Annotated in this window: 15 protein-coding genes; 9 read left to right on the top strand and 6 right to left on the bottom strand. The window is 53.6% G+C overall.

Features of this window, described 5'->3' with window-relative positions; genetic code table 11:
• Positions 1-50 precede the first annotated feature (50 nt).
• A complete protein-coding gene (gene zapC, locus GUC22_RS17355) occupies positions 51-593 on the top strand; it encodes a cell division protein ZapC (RefSeq protein ID WP_004130998.1) in 543 nt (180 codons plus the stop codon).
• Here the strand turns inward: zapC and GUC22_RS17350 are convergent.
• Positions 590-1,699 carry a YcbX family protein gene (locus GUC22_RS17350; protein ID WP_024360059.1) on the bottom strand — a complete coding sequence of 370 codons (1,110 nt, stop codon included), beginning with the start codon at positions 1,697-1,699 and terminating at the stop codon, positions 590-592. The two genes, zapC and GUC22_RS17350, sit on opposite strands and share 4 nt — an antisense overlap.
• 98 nt (positions 1,700-1,797) lie before the next feature.
• Here GUC22_RS17350 and rlmKL point away from each other — a divergent pair, with 98 nt between their 5' ends.
• The 6 genes from rlmKL to rmf all read left to right on the top strand — a co-directional run bounded on the left by rlmKL (position 1,798) and on the right by rmf (position 9,720).
• Entirely contained in the window at positions 1,798-3,903 is a 2,106-nt protein-coding gene (rlmKL, locus tag GUC22_RS17345) for a bifunctional 23S rRNA (guanine(2069)-N(7))-methyltransferase RlmK/23S rRNA (guanine(2445)-N(2))-methyltransferase RlmL (RefSeq protein ID WP_004871577.1), read from the top strand.
• A 12-nt stretch (positions 3,904-3,915) separates the two neighbouring features.
• Positions 3,916-5,823 (top strand): ABC transporter ATP-binding protein, encoded by a 1,908-nt coding sequence (locus tag GUC22_RS17340; protein ID WP_024360058.1) that lies wholly within the window; start codon positions 3,916-3,918, stop codon positions 5,821-5,823.
• 14 nt (positions 5,824-5,837) lie between these two features.
• Positions 5,838-7,106, top strand: coding sequence for a membrane integrity-associated transporter subunit PqiA (gene pqiA / locus GUC22_RS17335; protein WP_049130858.1), 1,269 nt, complete (start codon positions 5,838-5,840; stop codon positions 7,104-7,106).
• Positions 7,096-8,733, top strand: coding sequence for an intermembrane transport protein PqiB (pqiB, locus tag GUC22_RS17330; RefSeq protein WP_004871571.1), 1,638 nt, complete (start codon positions 7,096-7,098; stop codon positions 8,731-8,733). Before pqiA ends, pqiB begins: the two co-directional genes overlap by 11 nt.
• Positions 8,733-9,296 (top strand): membrane integrity-associated transporter subunit PqiC, encoded by a 564-nt coding sequence (gene pqiC / locus GUC22_RS17325; protein ID WP_004871569.1) that lies wholly within the window; start codon positions 8,733-8,735, stop codon positions 9,294-9,296. The genes pqiB and pqiC overlap by 1 nt, the downstream gene beginning before the upstream one ends.
• 256 nt (positions 9,297-9,552) lie before the next feature.
• Positions 9,553-9,720, top strand: coding sequence for a ribosome modulation factor (gene rmf / locus GUC22_RS17320; RefSeq protein WP_004871568.1), 168 nt, complete (start codon positions 9,553-9,555; stop codon positions 9,718-9,720).
• A gap of 65 nt (positions 9,721-9,785) precedes the next feature.
• Here the strand turns inward: rmf and fabA are convergent, their stop codons facing one another.
• Positions 9,786-10,304 (bottom strand): bifunctional 3-hydroxydecanoyl-ACP dehydratase/trans-2-decenoyl-ACP isomerase, encoded by a 519-nt coding sequence (fabA, locus tag GUC22_RS17315; protein WP_004131011.1) that lies wholly within the window; start codon positions 10,302-10,304, stop codon positions 9,786-9,788.
• A 69-nt stretch (positions 10,305-10,373) separates the two neighbouring features.
• Positions 10,374-12,131, bottom strand: a complete 1,758-nt coding sequence (locus GUC22_RS17310) for an AAA family ATPase (RefSeq protein ID WP_160183666.1) — start codon at positions 12,129-12,131, stop codon at positions 10,374-10,376.
• Between the two features lie 185 nt (positions 12,132-12,316).
• On the opposite strand from GUC22_RS17310, the gene matP reads away from it, so the two are divergent.
• The gene (gene matP / locus GUC22_RS17305; RefSeq protein ID WP_004871567.1) at positions 12,317-12,769 is read left to right on the top strand and encodes a macrodomain Ter protein MatP; all 453 of its coding nucleotides are present in this window, start codon (positions 12,317-12,319) and stop codon (positions 12,767-12,769) included.
• Between the two features lie 95 nt (positions 12,770-12,864).
• Here the strand turns inward: matP and ompA are convergent, their stop codons facing one another.
• On the bottom strand, positions 12,865-13,935 hold the full coding sequence (ompA, locus tag GUC22_RS17300; RefSeq protein WP_004871566.1) for a porin OmpA: 1,071 nt from the start codon (positions 13,933-13,935) through the stop codon (positions 12,865-12,867).
• Positions 13,936-14,288: 353 nt separating this feature from the next.
• Positions 14,289-14,798 carry an SOS-induced cell division inhibitor SulA gene (sulA, locus tag GUC22_RS17295; protein WP_025107493.1) on the bottom strand — a complete coding sequence of 170 codons (510 nt, stop codon included), beginning with the start codon at positions 14,796-14,798 and terminating at the stop codon, positions 14,289-14,291.
• A gap of 462 nt (positions 14,799-15,260) precedes the next feature.
• Between sulA and GUC22_RS17290 the strand changes: the two genes are divergently transcribed.
• Positions 15,261-15,884 carry a TfoX/Sxy family DNA transformation protein gene (locus GUC22_RS17290; RefSeq protein WP_024360055.1) on the top strand — a complete coding sequence of 208 codons (624 nt, stop codon included), beginning with the start codon at positions 15,261-15,263 and terminating at the stop codon, positions 15,882-15,884.
• Here the strand turns inward: GUC22_RS17290 and yccS are convergent.
• Positions 15,872-18,007: a YccS family putative transporter gene (yccS, locus tag GUC22_RS17285; protein ID WP_024360054.1), complete on the bottom strand. Its 2,136-nt coding sequence runs from the start codon at positions 18,005-18,007 to the stop codon at positions 15,872-15,874. The genes GUC22_RS17290 and yccS overlap by 13 nt on opposite strands.
• Positions 18,008-18,016: the final 9 nt, after the last annotated feature.

The raw sequence follows: 18,016 nt of genomic DNA, 5'->3' as shown, positions 1-18,016 counted from the left end.
GCAGTTTACCTGTTTATTACAGATGGAAGTGGAAGAGGACGGGGGTAGAAATGCGGATCAAACCTGACGATAACTGGCGCTGGTATTACGATGAAGAGCATGACCGTATGATGCTCGATCTGGCCAATGGCATGTTATTCAGGTCGCGTTTTGCCCGACGGATGTTGACGCCCGACGCCTTCGCGCCTTCCGGATTTTGCGTTGATGACGCTGCGCTCTATTTTTCATTTGAAGAAAAATGCCGCGACCTCGAATTAACAAAAGAACAGCGCGCAGAATTAGTACTTAATGCGCTGGTCGCCATTCGTTTTCTCAAACCGCAAATGCCGAAAAGCTGGCACTTCAATACTCATGAAGAAAGCTGGCAGCCCGGCGTTGGCGATGCCGCCAGCGCATGGCTCAGCGATACTGGCCAGCAGGTCAATCTGCTGGTGGTTGAACCCGGCGAAAACGCCGCGCTATGCCTGTTAGCGCAGCCCGGATTGACGCTTGCCGGGCGCGTGATGCAGCTGGGCGACGTGATTAAAATTATGAATGACAGACTGCAGCCAGCGCCAGGCGTCGCCAGCTACAGCCTGGGCCAGGCGGTTTAAGGCGCCAGCCTCACCGCGGTTTTCGGTACGCAGCTACAGCACAGAATCGTGCCATCGGCGGCTACCGCGTTTTTCTTCAGCGCGCTGACTTCCCCTTCTTCCAGCCGGATGCGGCAGCTGCCGCAGATTCCTGCCCGACAGGAGTAAGGAATGCGAATTCCCTGTTGTTCCAGCTGCTCCAGCAGGATTTGCTGATTATTACCGGTAAAACTCACTCCCTGCCACGCTATTTCCACCGTCGCGTTCTGCTGCGCTTCAGGTGCCGGCGTATCGTCACTATCGCCTGCGCCGTAGGCCTTCGCCGGGCCGCGGGCCAGTACTTCTAACTCATCGCCAACGCGGATTACGCCGCTGTTTCGCGCGATCAGGTTCTGGCCGAAATCGACATCGCCGTTGTCCAGCGCCGTGCGGAAACGCTGCAGCGTGCTTAAGGGCTCGCCGGCAGGATGCTTTTGCCCGCGCTCCGGGCTGACGGTGGTCAATACGCAGCGGCTGCACGGTTTAGCGACATCAAAAACGACCTCGCCAATGCGTACCACTTTCCACGTATCCTCCTCCCAGGCGGCCGCGCCGGTCACCAGAAGATTCGGGCGAAACTGTTCTATGCTTACGCTGGCCGGACAACGTTTTTGCAAATCGCGTAGTGAAGCCTCATTGGCCAGCAGATAGGGAAAACCGTCGGCGAAGGAGAGGGGAACGGCATCGTGGCGTTGCACCCTGCGGCTAAGCTGCGGCCCCAGCCAGCGGAGCTGAACGTTGCGGTTAAAGAACCCGCTTAGCCACTGGTTGACCGCGGACGGGGCAATCAGGGCGGTAAAGTGGTTGCCCCAGACTTCGGTAGGCTCCTGCTGCGTCGAGAAATCGCTGAAGCGGACCACCGCGCTGCTGCCGTCCGGCGCGGTCAGATGCAGACCATCATGGAGTGGCGCCGGAATAAACTTGACCATTTGCGGAAACTGACGGGCGGTGATGAAGGTGCCATCGGTTTCCGTCACCATAAATATACGATCGAAGGCCAGCCCGCTGATGTCTGCATAAGCGTGGCTCAGGCCAATTCCCCGCATTGATTTGACGGGATGAATAAAAAGACGCGAAAGGGTGACCATACGCTGCCCCTGGCTTTAAAAATAAGCCTTTAACTTTATGACATGGGGCGCATATTGGCTATAATGCGCACCAATTTTCTTTTAGTAAAAGTGACGATATGAATTCTCTGTTTGCCAGTACGGCTCGTGGGCTGGAAGAGCTGTTAAAAACTGAACTGGAAGGACTGGGCGCGATGGACTGCCAGTTGGTCCAGGGCGGGGTCCATTTTCAGGGAGATACGCGGTTGCTGTATCAAAGCCTGATGTGGAGCCGGCTGGCTTCGCGGATTATGCTGCCGCTGGGGCAGTGCAGCGTCTACAGCGACCTGGATCTGTATCTTGGCGTACAGGCTATTCCATGGACCGAGATTTTCAGCCAGGATGCCACTTTTGCCGTGCACTTTAGCGGGCTGAACGAAGAGATTCGTAACAGCCAGTACGGGGCGTTGAAGGTTAAAGACGCCATCGTCGACAGCTTTACGCGTAAGAACCTGCCGCGTCCCAACGTCGATCGCGAAAACCCCGATCTGCGTATTAACGTCTGGCTAAATAAAGAGACCGCGCATATTTCCCTGGATCTCAGCGGCGAGGGCCTGCACCTGCGCGGCTACCGCGACGGGACCGGCATGGCGCCAATCAAAGAAAACCTGGCCGCGGCGATAGTGATGCGTTCCGGCTGGGCCACGGGTACGCCGCTGCTCGATCCGATGTGCGGATCCGGTACGCTGCTGATTGAAGCGGCGATGCTGGCCACCGATCGTGCGCCGGGTTTACACCGCGGTCATTGGGGTTTTGGCGGCTGGGCGCAGCATGACGATGCTATCTGGAAAGAAGTGAAAGCCGAAGCGCAAACCCGCGCCCGTCAGGGACTGGCGGCGTATGAGTCGCGCTTTTACGGTTCCGACGTTGACGCCCGCGTTATCGAACGCGCGCAGCGTAACGCCCGCCGCGCCGGTATTGGCGAACTGATTACCTTCGAAGTGAAAGATGTCGCCCAGTTGAGCAATCCGCTGCCGAAGGGCCCATACGGCACGGTTATAAGCAACCCGCCGTACGGCGAGCGTCTGGAGAGTGAACCGGCGCTGATTGCCCTGCATAGCCTGCTGGGGCGGATTATGAAGAACCAGTTTGGCGGCTGGAACCTGTCGCTGTTTAGCGCCTCGCCGGATCTGCTGAGCTGCCTGCAGCTTCGTGCTGATAAACAGTTTAAAGCGAAAAATGGCCCGCTCGACTGCGTCCAGAAGAACTACCATCTTGCAGAAAACGAAGGCGGCAAAACCGCGATGCTGGCGGAAGATTTCGCCAACCGCCTGCGCAAGAACCTGAAAAAATACGAGAAGTGGGCGCGTCAGGAAGGTATTGAATGCTATCGCCTGTATGATGCCGACCTCCCGGAGTATAACGTCGCCATCGACCGCTACGCCGATTGGGTGGTGGTGCAGGAGTACGCGCCGCCGAAAACCGTTGACGCGCATAAAGCCCGCCAGCGCTTATTTGATATTATTGCCGCCACCATTGCGGTACTGGGGATTGCGCCGAACAAGCTGGTGCTGAAAACCCGCGAGCGGCAGAAAGGTAAAAACCAGTATCAGAAAATGGGCGAGAAAGGCGAATTCATTGAGGTGCAGGAGTATAATGCGCGTCTGTGGGTCAACCTGACCGATTACCTGGATACCGGCCTGTTCCTCGACCACCGTATCGCTCGCCGCATGCTGGGGCAGATGAGCAAAGGCAAAGACTTCCTCAACCTGTTCTCCTACACCGGCAGCGCCAGCGTTCACGCCGGCCTTGGCGGCGCGCGCTCCACGACGACGGTCGATATGTCCCGTACCTATCTTGAATGGGCTGAACGTAACCTGCGCCTCAATGGCTTAACCGGCCGCGCGCATCGCCTGATGCAGGCCGATGTGCTGGGCTGGCTGCGTGAGACGACCGAACAGTTCGACCTGATCTTTATCGATCCGCCAACCTTCTCCAACTCCAAGCGTATGGATGATGCGTTTGACGTTCAGCGCGACCATTTGCGTCTGATGACCGATTTAAAACGTCTGCTGCGTAAAGGCGGCACGATTATGTTCTCGAACAACAAACGCGGTTTCCGTATGGATCATGACGGGCTGGCGCAGCTGGGCCTGAAGGCGCAGGAGATCACGCAAAAAACGCTGTCTCAGGATTTTGCCCGTAACCGTCAGATTCACAACTGCTGGCTGATTACCGCAGCCTGAAAGGAATAAAGAATGTCTTTAATTAGTATGCACGGCGCCTGGCTCTCTTTCAGCGATGCGCCGCTGCTGGATAATGCTGAACTGCATATCGAAGATAACGAACGCGTCTGCCTGGTTGGACGCAACGGTGCGGGTAAATCGACCCTGATGAAGATCCTCAATCGTGAACAGGGTCTCGATGACGGGCGCATTATCTATGAACTGGATCTGGTTGTGGCACGTTTACAGCAGGATCCGCCGCGTAATGTTACCGGCACCGTTTACGACTTTGTGGCCGAAGGGATTGCGGAACAAGCGGCTTACCTCAAGGGTTATCACGATGTTTCGCAGCTGGTGATGACCGATCCGAGTGATAAGAATCTGAACGAACTGGCGCGTCTGCAGGAGCAGCTGGATAATTTAGGCCTGTGGCAGCTCGATAGCCGCATTAATGAAGTGCTGGAACAGCTCAATCTCGATCCTAACGCCGAGCTCTCCTCGCTTTCCGGCGGCTGGCTGCGTAAAGCGGCCCTTGGCCGCGCGCTGGTCAGCGGGCCGCGCGTGCTGCTGCTCGATGAGCCGACCAACCACCTCGATATTGAAACTATCGACTGGCTGGAAGGTTTCCTGAAGATGTTCAAAGGCACCATTATTTTTATTTCGCACGACCGTTCCTTTATCCGCAATATGGCGACGCGAATCGTCGATCTCGATCGCGGCAAGCTGGTGACCTATCCAGGTAACTACGATCAGTATCTGTTGGATAAAGAAGAAGCGCTGCGCGTGGAAGAATTGCAGAACGCGGAGTTCGATCGCAAGCTGGCGCAGGAAGAAGTGTGGATCCGCCAGGGGATCAAAGCGCGTCGTACCCGTAACGAAGGGCGCGTACGGGCGTTAAAAGCCATGCGTCGCGAGCGCGGTGAGCGCCGTGAAGTGATGGGCAGCGCGAAGATGCAGGTCGAAGAGGCCGCGCGTTCGGGCAAGATCGTGTTCGAAATGGAGAACGTCAACTACCAGGTTGATGGCAAGGTGCTGGTGAAAGATTTCACCGCCCAAATCCAGCGCGGCGACAAAATTGCGTTGATTGGCCCCAACGGCTGCGGGAAAACCACGCTGCTGAAGCTGATGCTTGGTCAGCTGCAGGCGGATAGCGGACGCATTCACGTGGGTACCAAGCTGGAGGTCGCTTACTTCGACCAGCACCGCGCGGAACTTGATCCGGATAAAACGGTGATGGATAACCTCGCGGAAGGTAAACAGGAAGTGATGGTGAACGGCAAGCCGCGCCACGTCCTGGGCTATCTGCAGGACTTTATGTTCCATCCAAAACGCGCGATGACGCCGGTGCGCGCGCTGTCGGGCGGTGAGCGTAACCGTCTGCTGCTGGCGCGTCTGTTCCTCAAGCCCAGCAACCTGTTGATTCTCGATGAACCGACAAACGATCTGGATGTCGAAACCCTGGAACTGCTGGAAGAGCTGGTTGACGGCTATCAGGGAACCGTGATGCTGGTGAGCCACGACCGTCAGTTTGTTGATAACACGGTTACGGAGTGTTGGATCTTCGAAGGCGCGGGACAAATTGGTCAATACGTCGGCGGCTATCATGACGCCCGCGGTCAGCAGGCCCAGTATCTGGCGAAAAAGCAGTCGGTTTCTAAAAAGTCTGTTGAAGTTGCTCAACCGAAAGCAGAAAGTGTCAAACGCGCTGCCAGCAAACTAAGCTATAACCTGCAGCGCGAGCTGGAGCAGCTGCCGCAGAAACTGGAAGAGCTGGAAGCCCAGCTGCAGAAGTTGCAGGAGCAGGTTGCCGACCCTTCTTTCTTTGGGCAATCGCATGACCATACGCAGCAGGTGCTTGCGCAGCTGAGTGAAGCGGAGCAGGCGCTGGAAACCGCCTTCGAACGCTGGGAATATCTCGAAGGATTAAAAAACGGCGCATAAGCTGAGGAGTTTTCATGTGCGATCATCATCATGCTGCGCGGCATATCCTGTGTCGACAATGTGATCTGCTGGTGGCTTTGCCGCAGCTGGAGCATCGCCAGAAAGCTACGTGTCCGCGTTGCGGAACGACATTAACAACGTCATGGGACGCGCCCCGGCAGCGTCCCACAGCCTACGCGCTGGTCGCGTTGTTCATGCTGCTGCTGGCCAATCTTTTCCCCTTCATCTATATGAAGGTTGGGGGGATCAGCAGCGAAATTGAGCTACTGGAAATTCCAAATGTGCTGTTTACCGAGGATTACGCCAGCCTCGGGACTTTCTTTTTACTGTTCGTACAGCTGGTGCCGGCTTTCTGCCTGGTCACGATACTGCTGCTGGTCAACCGGGTGGGCATGCCTTCCGGACTGAAAGCCTTCCTGGCGCGGATCCTGTTTCACCTTAAAACCTGGGGGATGGCGGAGATCTTCCTCGCCGGGGTACTGGTCAGCTTCGTTAAGCTGATGGCCTACGGCGATATTGGCATTGGCCTGAGTTTTATTCCCTGGTGTATGTTCTGCCTGTTACAGCTGCGGACGTTCCAGTGCGTGGATCGCCGCTGGTTATGGGATGACATTGCGCCAATGCCGCCGATTAAACAGCCGCTAAAAGTCGGCGTTTCCGGTCTACGTCAGGGGCTACGCTCGTGTTCATGCTGCACGGCGGTATTGCCTATGGATGAGGCCGTTTGTCCGCGCTGCCGTACCAGGGGAACCGCCCGGCGTAAAAACAGCCTGCAGTGGACGCTGGCGCTGCTGGTGACTTCGTTGCTCCTCTACATGCCCGCCAATATTTTGCCGATCATGATTACCGACCTGCTGGGCGATAAAATGCCCTCAACTATTATGGCGGGGGTGATCCTGCTGTGGAGTGAAGGATCGTATCCGGTCGCTATGGTGATATTTATCGCCAGTATTATGGTGCCGACGTTAAAGATGATTGCCATTGGCTGGCTATGCTGGAACGCCAGCGGCAAGGGAGAGCGCGACTCGGAGCGCATGCATCTGATCTATGAAGTCGTCGAGTTTGTTGGCCGCTGGTCAATGATTGATGTGTTTGTTATCGCAGTCCTCTCCGCTCTGGTACGCATTGGTGGATTAATGAATATCTATCCGGCGATAGGAGCAGTGATGTTTGCGCTGGTCGTAGTAATGACAATGTTTTCGGCCATGACGTTTGACCCTCGTTTATTGTGGGATCGTGAGCCAGATTCAAGCCGTGAGGAAAGACTGCAGCATGGAAAATAAGAGCGGAGAAGCGAAGGTGCAAAAGGTGAAAAACTGGTCACCGGTGTGGATCTTCCCGATAGTAACGGCGCTCATTGGCGCCTGGATTCTTTTTTATCACTATAGTCACCAGGGGCCGGAAGTGACCCTGATTACGACTAACGCAGAGGGAATTGAAGGGGGGAAAACCCGGATCAAAAGCCGCAGCGTTGATGTCGGCGTGATTGAAAGCGCAACGCTGACGGATGACCTGACCCACGTGGAAGTTAAAGCCCGGTTGAATTCAGGCATGGAAAAACTGCTGCACCAGGATTCGGTATTTTGGGTGGTTAAACCGCAGGTAGGTCGTGAAGGGATTAGCGGTCTGGGGACGTTGCTATCCGGCGCCTATATCGAACTGCAGCCGGGTACCAAAGGTTCTGTCCCGGCGCAGTACCCGCTGTTGGATTCACCGCCGTTGGCATCCCCTGATGCAAAAGGTATTCGTATCCTGCTGGAAAGCAGTAAAGCGGGTCAGCTTTCTCCCGGCGATCCGGTGCTTTTCCGCGGCTATCGCGTAGGTTCAGTAGAAACCAGCACCTTCGATGCGCAAAAACGGAACATTACTTATCAACTGTTTATCAGCGCGCCTAACGATCGGCTGGTAACCAATAACGTGCGCTTCTGGAAGGATAGCGGTATTGCGGTAGATCTAACCGCTGCGGGTATGCGCGTTGAAATGGGATCGCTGTCGACCCTGTTTGGCGGCGGCGTCAGCTTTGATATTCCCGAAGGGCTGCCGCTAGGTGAGCCGGTGGCGAATAAAACCGAATATCATCTGTTTGACGATCAGCGCAGCATTCAGGATTCGGTGTTTACTCAGCATATTGACTACGTAATGTTCTTTAAAGATTCGATTCGCGGTCTGCAGCCCGGCGCGCCGGTTGAGTTCCGCGGTATCCGCCTTGGGACCGTGGGTAAAGTACCGTTCTTTATTCCTGGCCTGAAGCAGAACTTAAACGACGACTATCGTATTCCGGTCGAAGTGCGGATTGAGCCTGAACGCCTGATCAATCAATTAGGCGCCGATCCTGACATTCGTAAGCATATCGATGATCTGATGAACCGTGGACTGCGTGGTTCACTTAAAACCGGTAACCTGGTCACCGGGGCGCTGTATATCGATCTCGACTTCTACCCGAAAGCGCCAGCGCGCGGCAAGTTCCAGGAGTTTGGCGGTTATCCGATTATTCCAACCGTGAGCGGTGGCCTGGCGCAGATTCAGCAGCGCCTGATGGACGCGCTGGATAAGATTAATAATCTGCCCATTAACCCGCTGCTGGAGCAGGCAACCAGTACGCTGGCGCAAAGTGAAAAAACGATGCAGCACGTACAGGCGACGCTGGATAGTCTGAACAAGATAACGTCAAGTCAGTCGATGCAGCAGCTACCGGGCGATATGCAGAATACGTTGCGTGAACTTAATCGTAGTATGCAGGGCTTCCAGCCGGGATCGGCGGCATACAATAAGATGGTTGCGGATATGCAGCGTCTCGATCAGGTTCTTCGTGAACTGCAGCCGGTACTGAAAACGCTCAATGATAAGAGCAATGCGCTGGTATTTGAGGCGAAGGATAAAAAAGATCCGCAGCCGAAGGGAGCGAAATAATGAAGAAATGGCTAATAGCGGCGGCGGTTTGCGCGCTGACGGCATGCAGCAGCGGCGGCGACAGTAAAACTTACTATCAGCTTCCGGTGGCGCAGGGAGGCGCGCAAAGCGCCGCCCACCAAAGCAAAAATTTGCTGTGGGTCGAGCAGGTGAGCATTCCAGATTATCTGGCCGGTAACGGGGTGGTTTATCAGACCACCGATGTCCAGTATGTGATTGCCAACAACAATCTGTGGGCTAGCCCGCTCGATCAACAGCTGAGAACGACGCTGGTGGCGAACCTTAGCAACCAGCTACCGGGATGGGTTGTCGCTTCTCAACCACTGGGTAGCGAGCAGGATACGCTGAACGTCTCCGTTAGTGGTTTTCACGGTCGTTACGATGGCCGGGTAATCGTCAGCGGCGAGTGGCTGTTGAAGCATCAGGGGCAGCTGATCAAGCGGCCGTTCCATATTGAGCTTAAGCAGCAAGAGGATGGCTACGACGCGATGGTGAAAACCTTAGCTCAGGCCTGGACTCAGGAAGCAACCGCAATTGCCAGCGAGCTAAACCGCCTGCCATAAGTAAAATTCATAAGAGTAAAAAGCCGCTGCGAGAACGAAAATCGCAGCGGCTTTTTTGTTTGTCTCATCAGATTGTTACTTGTGCTGGTTCACAGTTTTTGTACAAACGAACTTTCTTGTAGCTCACAAATATGACAATGGCGTGAATTTTGCGCATTGACGCTATCCCTGATTCGCGGTATTCGTTAACCGTGGTTGCGTATTAAGTGACCATTGTTTTCTTTTCCACCAGATCAAAGAATGAGGGAAACGAGGCATGAAGAGACAAAAACGAGATCGCCTGGAACGGGCACATCAGCGTGGGTACCAGGCCGGTATTACCGGAAGGTCGAAGGAAATGTGTCCTTACCAGACCTTAAACCAAAGGTCTTATTGGCTAGGAGGCTGGCGAGAAGCCATGGAGGACAGGGTACAAACTGCCTGACTGTCTCTTTAAAAAGAAGCCTCCGCTGCGCGGGGGCTTCGCCTTTTCTAACGCGTCACCGCTTATCAGAATGCGGAAGTGTCCTGGAACAGGCCCACTTTCAGGTCGGTCGCGGTGTAAATCAGACGCCCGTCAACCAGCACTTCGCCATCCGCCAGGCCCATAATCAAACGACGGTTTATCACGCGTTTGAAATGAATACGGTAGGTCACTTTCTTCGCCGTTGGCAGTATCTGGCCGGTGAGTTTAACTTCACCGACGCCTAATGCACGCCCTTTACCTTCGCCGCCTAACCAGCCCAGGTAGAAGCCAACCAGCTGCCACATGGCATCCAGACCCAGGCAGCCCGGCATTACCGGGTCACCAATAAAATGGCAACCGAAGAACCACAGGTCCGGGTTAATATCGAGTTCTGCCTCAACATAACCCTTGTCATAGTTACCACCGGTTTCGCTCATTTTGATGACGCGGTCCATCATCAGCATACTTGGCGCCGGCAGCTGTGGGCCTTTCGCACCAAATAGTTCACCACGACCAGAGGCAAGAAGGTCTTCTTTCGTATAGGATTCGCGTTTATCTACCATGTTTTCAGTAAGCCTTATTTTGAGTTCGGGACGCAGGATAGCTAACACGTGTACGCTGAACAAGTCCGATCAGTTCGAACCTGAACCGCCTAACCAGCGTAGCGGCCACGGAAAGCGATGACGACTCTCTTGCTGTGTCGCCTGCGCAATTCGTTCCTGAATGGTTTGCCGTAAAGTTTGTCCTTCACCGTCCCAGAGCAGCTGGGTCAGAATGGGCAGCGCTTCCGACACGTCATCGACTGCCCAGATAAAGAACTGTTCATCCGCAACGGCCTGCTGCAGTTCCTGCGCCAGGCTCAGATGACGAACGTTGGCGGAGGGGATGATGACGCCCTGTTTACCGGTCAGCCCACGCTGCTGGCAAATAGCGAAGAAGCCCTCAATTTTCTCGTTGAGCCCGCCAACCGGCTGTACGCGACCAAACTGATCGACAGAGCCGGTAACGGCGATGCTCTGATTAATCGGTACATTGGCCAGCGAACTGATCAGCGCGCACAGTTCGGCCATGGAGGCGCTATCGCCATCCACTTCGCTGTAGGACTGCTCGAAGGTCAGGGAGGCGGTGAAGGGAAGCTGTTGTTCGAGCTCCAGCTCAGACATCAGAAACGCCTGCATGATCATCATACCTTTTGCATGAATGTTACCGCCCAGCTCGGCCTTACGTTCAACGTCGATGAATTCGCCGTCGCCAATATGCACGACGCAGCTGATACGCGAAGGCTCGCCAAACGCGCGAGGGTGACCCGGAAACTCAATGACAGAAAGTGCGTTGATTTGTCCTACGCATTCGCCTTCGGTTTCGATCAGGATTTGCTCCTGCAGGATTTCATCCTGGATGCGCTCAGCAAGATAGCCCTCGCGCCACAGACGACGCTCCAGCATGGTTTGTATCTCTTCGGCGCTAATCTCTTCACCATCACAGAACGCGGCAGCTTCTCGAAGCTGGCGGGCAATCCAGAGAACGCACAGCGGCAAAGTTTCCTGATCGCCGGTATAACGCGCGCCTTCCTGAATCAGCAGCGGCCAGGCGTTAGCGGACAGTCCCGGAAGTTCAAGCTGTTGAGCATTTTGCCAGACCCACTGGCACCATTGCTTCAGCGTCTCTGCATCAGCAATTTGCAGGTTATCTTCATATTCGCTGTAGATAGCCTGCGCAGAAAGCTCGGGTTCCATCTCCTGGAAATCAGCCAGGGATTCCCGCTCGCCGACGAGGATCACTTTCAGGCTCAGGGGCATAGAAGGGATGCTCACCGGAAGAGGGCGAGATTCATCGAATGACAGCCAGTCAAAACGCTGGCGGGCCACCATATTTTTTAGCCGCATCCACAGTAGGGGCTGAGCCAGTAAGGCGCGCAGGGAGAGAATCATTACGCCGCCGTTGGCGCGATGGACCAGACCGGGTTGTAAGGTGATCTCACCATTAAACTGGCGCACGCAGCCAAACAGCTGCTCTGCTTCGATCCAGTCAGCGGCTTCGACCGGAGCAACGCTGGCGAAATTATCTTCAGCAGTCTGCGCTGGCGTAAGAGAGATTTTTCCGCCATCAACCTGATAGTGAACGCCACAGAGCGTTGCTGCCGGTTGATGTAAAGTTCGGGTTTCATTAGCTAGCCATTGCAGGTACTCCGGTTCTTCCGGAATTTTAACCAGCATAAATGGCGAAATGGCTGGAGTGACCAGTAGCTGCTCCAGGGCATAAAAGAGACGGGGTTGCAGTTCGCCTGAGAGGGATTCCTCTGCGTGAGCCAGGTCGGCTTGTGCAAACAGCGCCTGATAACTTTCCGTATCAGGAGCAAGGTCGTTTCGGGTAAGTTTCGTAATGGTCAAAGTCGCTGTTTTTTAGTCAGATGTAAAACGCGCGATTATACATTATGCAGCGTCTGAGCACACGGGGGATTGCGATTGTCGTGGTGATAACGAATCTACCAACATCACGAAAGATGATTTATTCTCAGCACATCAGGAAAAAACTGATATCCTGAAATGAGTTACACGGTCACATTGAGATCGCAATGAAATATCAACAACTGGAAAATCTTGAAAGCGGCTGGAAATGGACTTATCTGGTAAAAAAGCATCGGGAAGGTGAGCTTATTACCCGCTACATTGAAGCCAGCGCTGCGCAAGCCGCGGTCGATTTATTACTGACGCTCGAAAATGAACCCGTGCTGGTGAATACCTGGATTGAGCAGCATATGAATCCAGAGCTAGTGAACCGCATGAAGCAGACTATCCGCGCCCGACGTAAGCGTCACTTCAACGCGGAGCATCAGCATACGCGTAAAAAGTCTATCGACCTTGAATTCGTGGTCTGGCAGCGCCTTGCAGGTCTGGCGCAAAGACGGGGTAAAACGCTGTCGGAAACTATCGTGCAGTTGATTGAGGATGCTGAGCATAAAGAGAAGTATGCCAGCAAGATGTCCAGCCTGAAGCATGATTTGCAGGTGCTGTTAGGTAAAGAGTAGCGATGCAGGCACCGGGATTCCGCTGCTGTTTTTTGAACGCGGAATTTAAGCCAAAAAAAACCCCGCATTGCGGGGTTTTTTATTGACGATATAACTTAAGCCTGCGGCTGAGTTACAACGTCTTTGTAGCCTTTAACTTCGATCTCTACGCGACGATCCGGACCCAGGCAGTCAATCAGAGCTGCACGAGCTTTCACGTTGTCACAGGTGTTGCCAGTAACCGGGTTGGATTCACCCATACCGCGAGCGGAGATTTTGCTAGCCGGGATACCTTTGGATACCAGGTAATCAACAACGGACTGAGCACGTTTCTCAGACAGCTGCTGGTTGTAGGCATCAGAACCGATACGGTCGGTGTAGCCCAGAACAACTGCGGAACCGTCTTTCGGATCCATGTTGCTCAGCTGGGTGTACAGCTGATCCAGAGCCTGCTGGCCTTCTGGTTTCAGAGTAGATTTGTTGAAGTTGAACAGAACGTCAGACTTCAGGGTGAAGTGCTTGGTAGTCACTTCTGGAGCCGGAGCCGGAGCCGGAGCTACAACCGGAGCAACATCGTCCTGACCGAAACGGTAGGAAACGCCCAGGCTCAGCATGCCGTTATCAGGACGGGTACCAACGGTGCCAGCGTCGCCGATGTTGTTAACCCACTGGTATTCCAGACGGGTTGCGATGTCACGAGTAACAGCCCACTCTAAGCCGCCCGCGAATACCGGGGATACGCCAGTGTCGTGTTCGCTACGGGAAACGCCGGTAGAAGCGTAGTTACCTTTGGAGTCTGCGCGCCAAACCATACCACCCAGACGGGTATAGATATCCAGATCGTCAGTGATCGGGTAACCCAGTTTAGCAGTCAGCTGAACGCCCTGAGCTTTGAAAGCGCCGTTGTCAACGCTGCCTTTATAAGCCATACGGCCCAGCCAGTCGTAGCCCATTTCAAAACCGAGGTACGGGTTAACCTGGTAACCACCGAACGCACCAGCACCCAGCTGATCGTTACGAACCGGACCATTGTTACCTTTGAAACCGTTACCGTAGAAACCGGTATCGTGATACTGGGACCAGCCCAGTTTAGCACCTGCGTACCAGGTGTTATCTTTCGGAGCGGCCTGCGCTACGGTAGCGAAGCCAGCCAGTGCCACTGCAATCGCGATAGCTGTCTTTTTCATTTTTTGCGCCTCATTATCATCCAAAATTCGCCATGAAGGTTCAGAAGACCTCACGGTTAAATCCTTCACCCGGGGCGTGACTTGTTGTTAACTATGCTGATACATGCAGCGTAAGCCGATCACCCCTGGCGATGTAAAGTCTACAACTTAGTTCGAAACTTACAAGTGTGAACTCCGTCAGGCATATGAAAAAAAAGGGTTGTGTACGCTATGTTTAACAAATACGGTTGAACTTGTTCGGGGCAAAAAAAGTCGCGAAGCCGCATCAGACAAGCATTTTAACAAAAATGCCCATCAAGAAAGCCCATCTCGCGTCAGGGCAAAAAAAATTCCAGGATTAATCCTAAACTCGGTTAATGATACAGATTTGAGTGAATTTTTAGCCCGGAAAGTTGTCTGCCTGGCTGATCGGTATTTCTTACCGGGCGCATGATAAAGCCCATCGCGTGACCCTCTTCTGCAGCGGCAACCAGTCGTTCATGTTCTTCAATGCTCAGTTCTTCTGATAGCCAGCCAATAACGACGCTATAATTTCCGGTGCGCAGTGAGCGAACCATTGATTCCAGGGTATTAGCGGGGGAGAGCTGGCTGATCTGCATAACCTTGGACAGCGGTAAACCGGATGACTGCACCCATTCACGGCTTAGCTTCTGCTGTGGAGTCAGCCAGAGCTGCCAGCGGGACTGCTGACCAAGCTGTTGTAATAAAGGAAGCAATAGTAGCTGCGTCATCATAGGCTGATCTTCGCGATAGACTATTTCACTGATCAGCCCGTTAGCTGGCTGTTCGGCAGCGTCATGAGAGCGACGACGTACTGAAGTAGAAGTCAGTGGTGAACGATTTGCGTGAGCTGATGTAAACATAGTCTATCCCGCCTGTGGGTTACTGTATGCATATACAGTATATGCGACAGGGTGAAAGATCAACTCTATTTTCTCTGTTTCTGGATGAAATTTGTACATCTCAGGGGGTAAGTAAGCGCCGATAGCGTCGGATGTCAGCGCGTACATCATGTGAATTCATCGTTGTCGCGCTTTTTACCTGGATAAATTTTTCTCACAAATGATGACGTTAACCGTCTACGAGTGACCAGAGATACCTGACACTTTGTGCTCTAATGTGATTAATATTAATTAAGCATTTTACTTTTCCTGCTTTTGACTTCATCAAAAGGCTATTTTCTGAAAGCCGCTCGCAAAAAAACAAGCTGATTAAAATAAAGAGATAATTCATGTTGCCGCATGAAGAGAAGTCACTTATTTTCTTTATTAACGGATCCGTTAGCAAATTTATGTCTTATTTACATGATTAACAAAGGAATAATCATGAAGAAACTTGTATGTTTTAGGATCCATCAGTTTCGGGCATGTTTGACTCCATTAGGAAAAATAAGCTGTCGGCCCTTATTTGGTGGCTATAGCCTGGCGATAGACAACACCGTATTTGCCATGATGGCCGAGGGGGAAATCTATCTTCGGGTTTGTGAGCAGAGCGCGGAGTACCGCGTGGCGCATAAAAACCCGCTTTTGAAAATGCAGAAGAATGGTCGTCTGGTCGCGCTGAAGTATTATCATATTGATGAAGGGCTTTGGCAGGATAGCAATATGCTTTTTCATTTATCAGCGCTGTCATTACAGAGCGCTCGCTATGAAAAACATCGGCAGCGGCATTCCGGGAGATTGAAAAATTTGCCAAATATCAGTTTTCACATGGAGCTACAGTTGATTAATTCAGGCATCACCGATGAATTAACGCTGCGTAAGATTGGGGCAAAAGAAGCCTGGCTGAGGTTACGGAAAATGAATAAAGCGCTAACGGTTAATATTCTTTATTGCCTACAGGGAGCCATTGCTGGCGTACATGCGGCCACGCTCCCAACGCAACAGCGTCAGGAGCTTGAGGAGTGGGCGGCGGAACAGATGCAGGAGAGGGAGGCCTATTCAGGTTGAATCTCAACCTGTCGCTGTAGCCGACAAATCTCTGGCAGCAGCGCCAGAAGCAGTCCGATTTGTTGAAGCACCAGCGGCTCCTTGCTCTCGGCACGGGGGTCGAGATGCTGTATCCGGGTCTGCAGGCTTGCTAGAGCTTGCTGTACCCGCTGCTCATCGGCCGGCGAGTGGTGCAGCGCGTCATCAACATAACAAACGGCATCGTCCAGCAGCGCCAGGATATCTGGCGTTGTCAGCTTTTCCCTATGGGCGCCCAGGGCTGAAATATAGCTGGTAAAAGTGTGGTTCAGGCACAACAAACGAAACGCGGTTTCTCGAATTTGCGAGCCCGCTCTTGGTTCAGTTGATAAGTTTGAGACTACTGATGCCAATTCACCGTCCCTGTTGTGCGCGGCTCTTCGCGCAATGCGATAGGCAAGGCGGTTGTCGCGTCCCTGATGATATTGCTCAAGTATGGCGTCTAAATACCGGCAGTTAGCGTTGATTGCTTGTTCGAGTACTCGCGGCAGATTGCGGAATTTCCAGTCAGGCCAAATAAAGCTGACAGCGGCCCAGGCGATAGCGCAGCCGATCAGCGTATCAAATATGCGCGGTAGGGCGACTTCAAAACCTTCACCCAGGAGGTTGAAGCAAAGTAAAACCAGGAGGGTAATGAACATTGTCGCATGGGCGTACTGCACATTACGGAAAGCGAAGAACAGCACGCCGGTTAAAACAATTAAAAACAGCTGGCCTTCAACGGACGGAACGAGAAGCAGCACCGGGAGACCTATCGCCACGCCGATGAGAGTACCGATTATCCTTAACGCCAGCCGGTGTCGAGTCGCGTTATAGTTTGGCTGGCAAACAAACAGGCTGGTCAGCAATATCCAGTAACCATGATTCAGCCCGGTCAGCTGGATAAAAGCGTAGCCAGCGCACAGGACCAACGACATACGAACCGCATGGCGAAACAGGGCGGACTCGGGGGACATATTACTGCGTAAGCGCAGCCAGACATCGCCAAAACCGCCAGGCTGGTCGTCAGCCAGCAGGTTTTCCGTGTTGTTACTGAACTGCGCGGTGGTCTGGACAGATTCAATTGTCGCCAGCTGGGCGTCAATTGCGCGTAGGTTATTAAGCAAAAACCCTAACGCCTTAATCTGTTCTGCCGGCGCGCCGCTGGCTTTTACGCGATCGAGCGCGGCGTCAAGGTGCATAAAAGCGCGCTCAAAGTGAGTATCGTGAAGGTAGGGTTCGCGCAGCAGGATGGCACGAGACAGTTTCTGGCAGGCCTGCGCCTGCATGGACAGCATTCGCTGGAAGCGGAACATCACGTCGCTGTAACGAAAGCGATCGCGCAGCGTTTGGTATTGAATATGCGAAGAGCTAGCGCGTTCGTGGATATCCTGCGCCACGAAGTAATACTGCAGGGTGCGACGCGTTCCGCGCTGCCCGCGATCCCCGCGCAGGCGCGTCAGCAGGGAAACTTTGGTCTGATTCAGGGTTGCCACTAGCTGGCCGTTGGCTATGGCCAGGTCATACAGAGGAGCCTGGCTTTCATCTTCAATATCCGGATCGAACAGGCGCGATTTAAGTTCCAGATAGTGCGCCAACTGCTCGTAGCTGCGTGCAAGGTTATCCTGAAGGGGACGGATGGGGAAAATAAGATGCCCTGCGAGGGTGAGTAAGTTGTACCACACCGCCCCGGCCAGCAAAAACAGCGGCTGGAGATACCAGTGGCTATAAAGCGTTACCCCCAGCATGGTATAGATGGCGATTAACAAGGCACCAAAGGCGATTGTGGCATAGCGCTGGCCCAGCCCGCCGAGCAAAATAAAGCCGATGGTAGAAACGGTTAATCCTGCTGCGAATAACCACGGCCAGGGAAAGAGCAGTTCCACCGAGGCCGAGGCAATAAAAAAGCACACGAGGGTAATGGCCAGATTACGCAGACGTCCTGTCAGGCGGTCATCAAGGTCGGTCAGCGCCGCTGCCACGACCCCAAGCGTTAAAGGAATCGTGAGTTTTACTTCGCCAAGCCACCAGGGAAACGCGGTCGTGCCGCAGAGGGCGATAAAAATCCTGATGTTATATAACCAGGCGCTGTTCCGGGTATAGCGGCGTAGCAGGGGGGTGAGCATTTCTGTGTT

It is taken from the genome of Klebsiella sp. MPUS7, from assembly GCF_009905335.1.
GTDB lineage: Bacteria > Pseudomonadota > Gammaproteobacteria > Enterobacterales > Enterobacteriaceae > Klebsiella > Klebsiella grimontii.
Note: the sequence above shows the minus strand (reverse complement) of the source record. Positions and strands in the feature narration are given on the sequence as shown.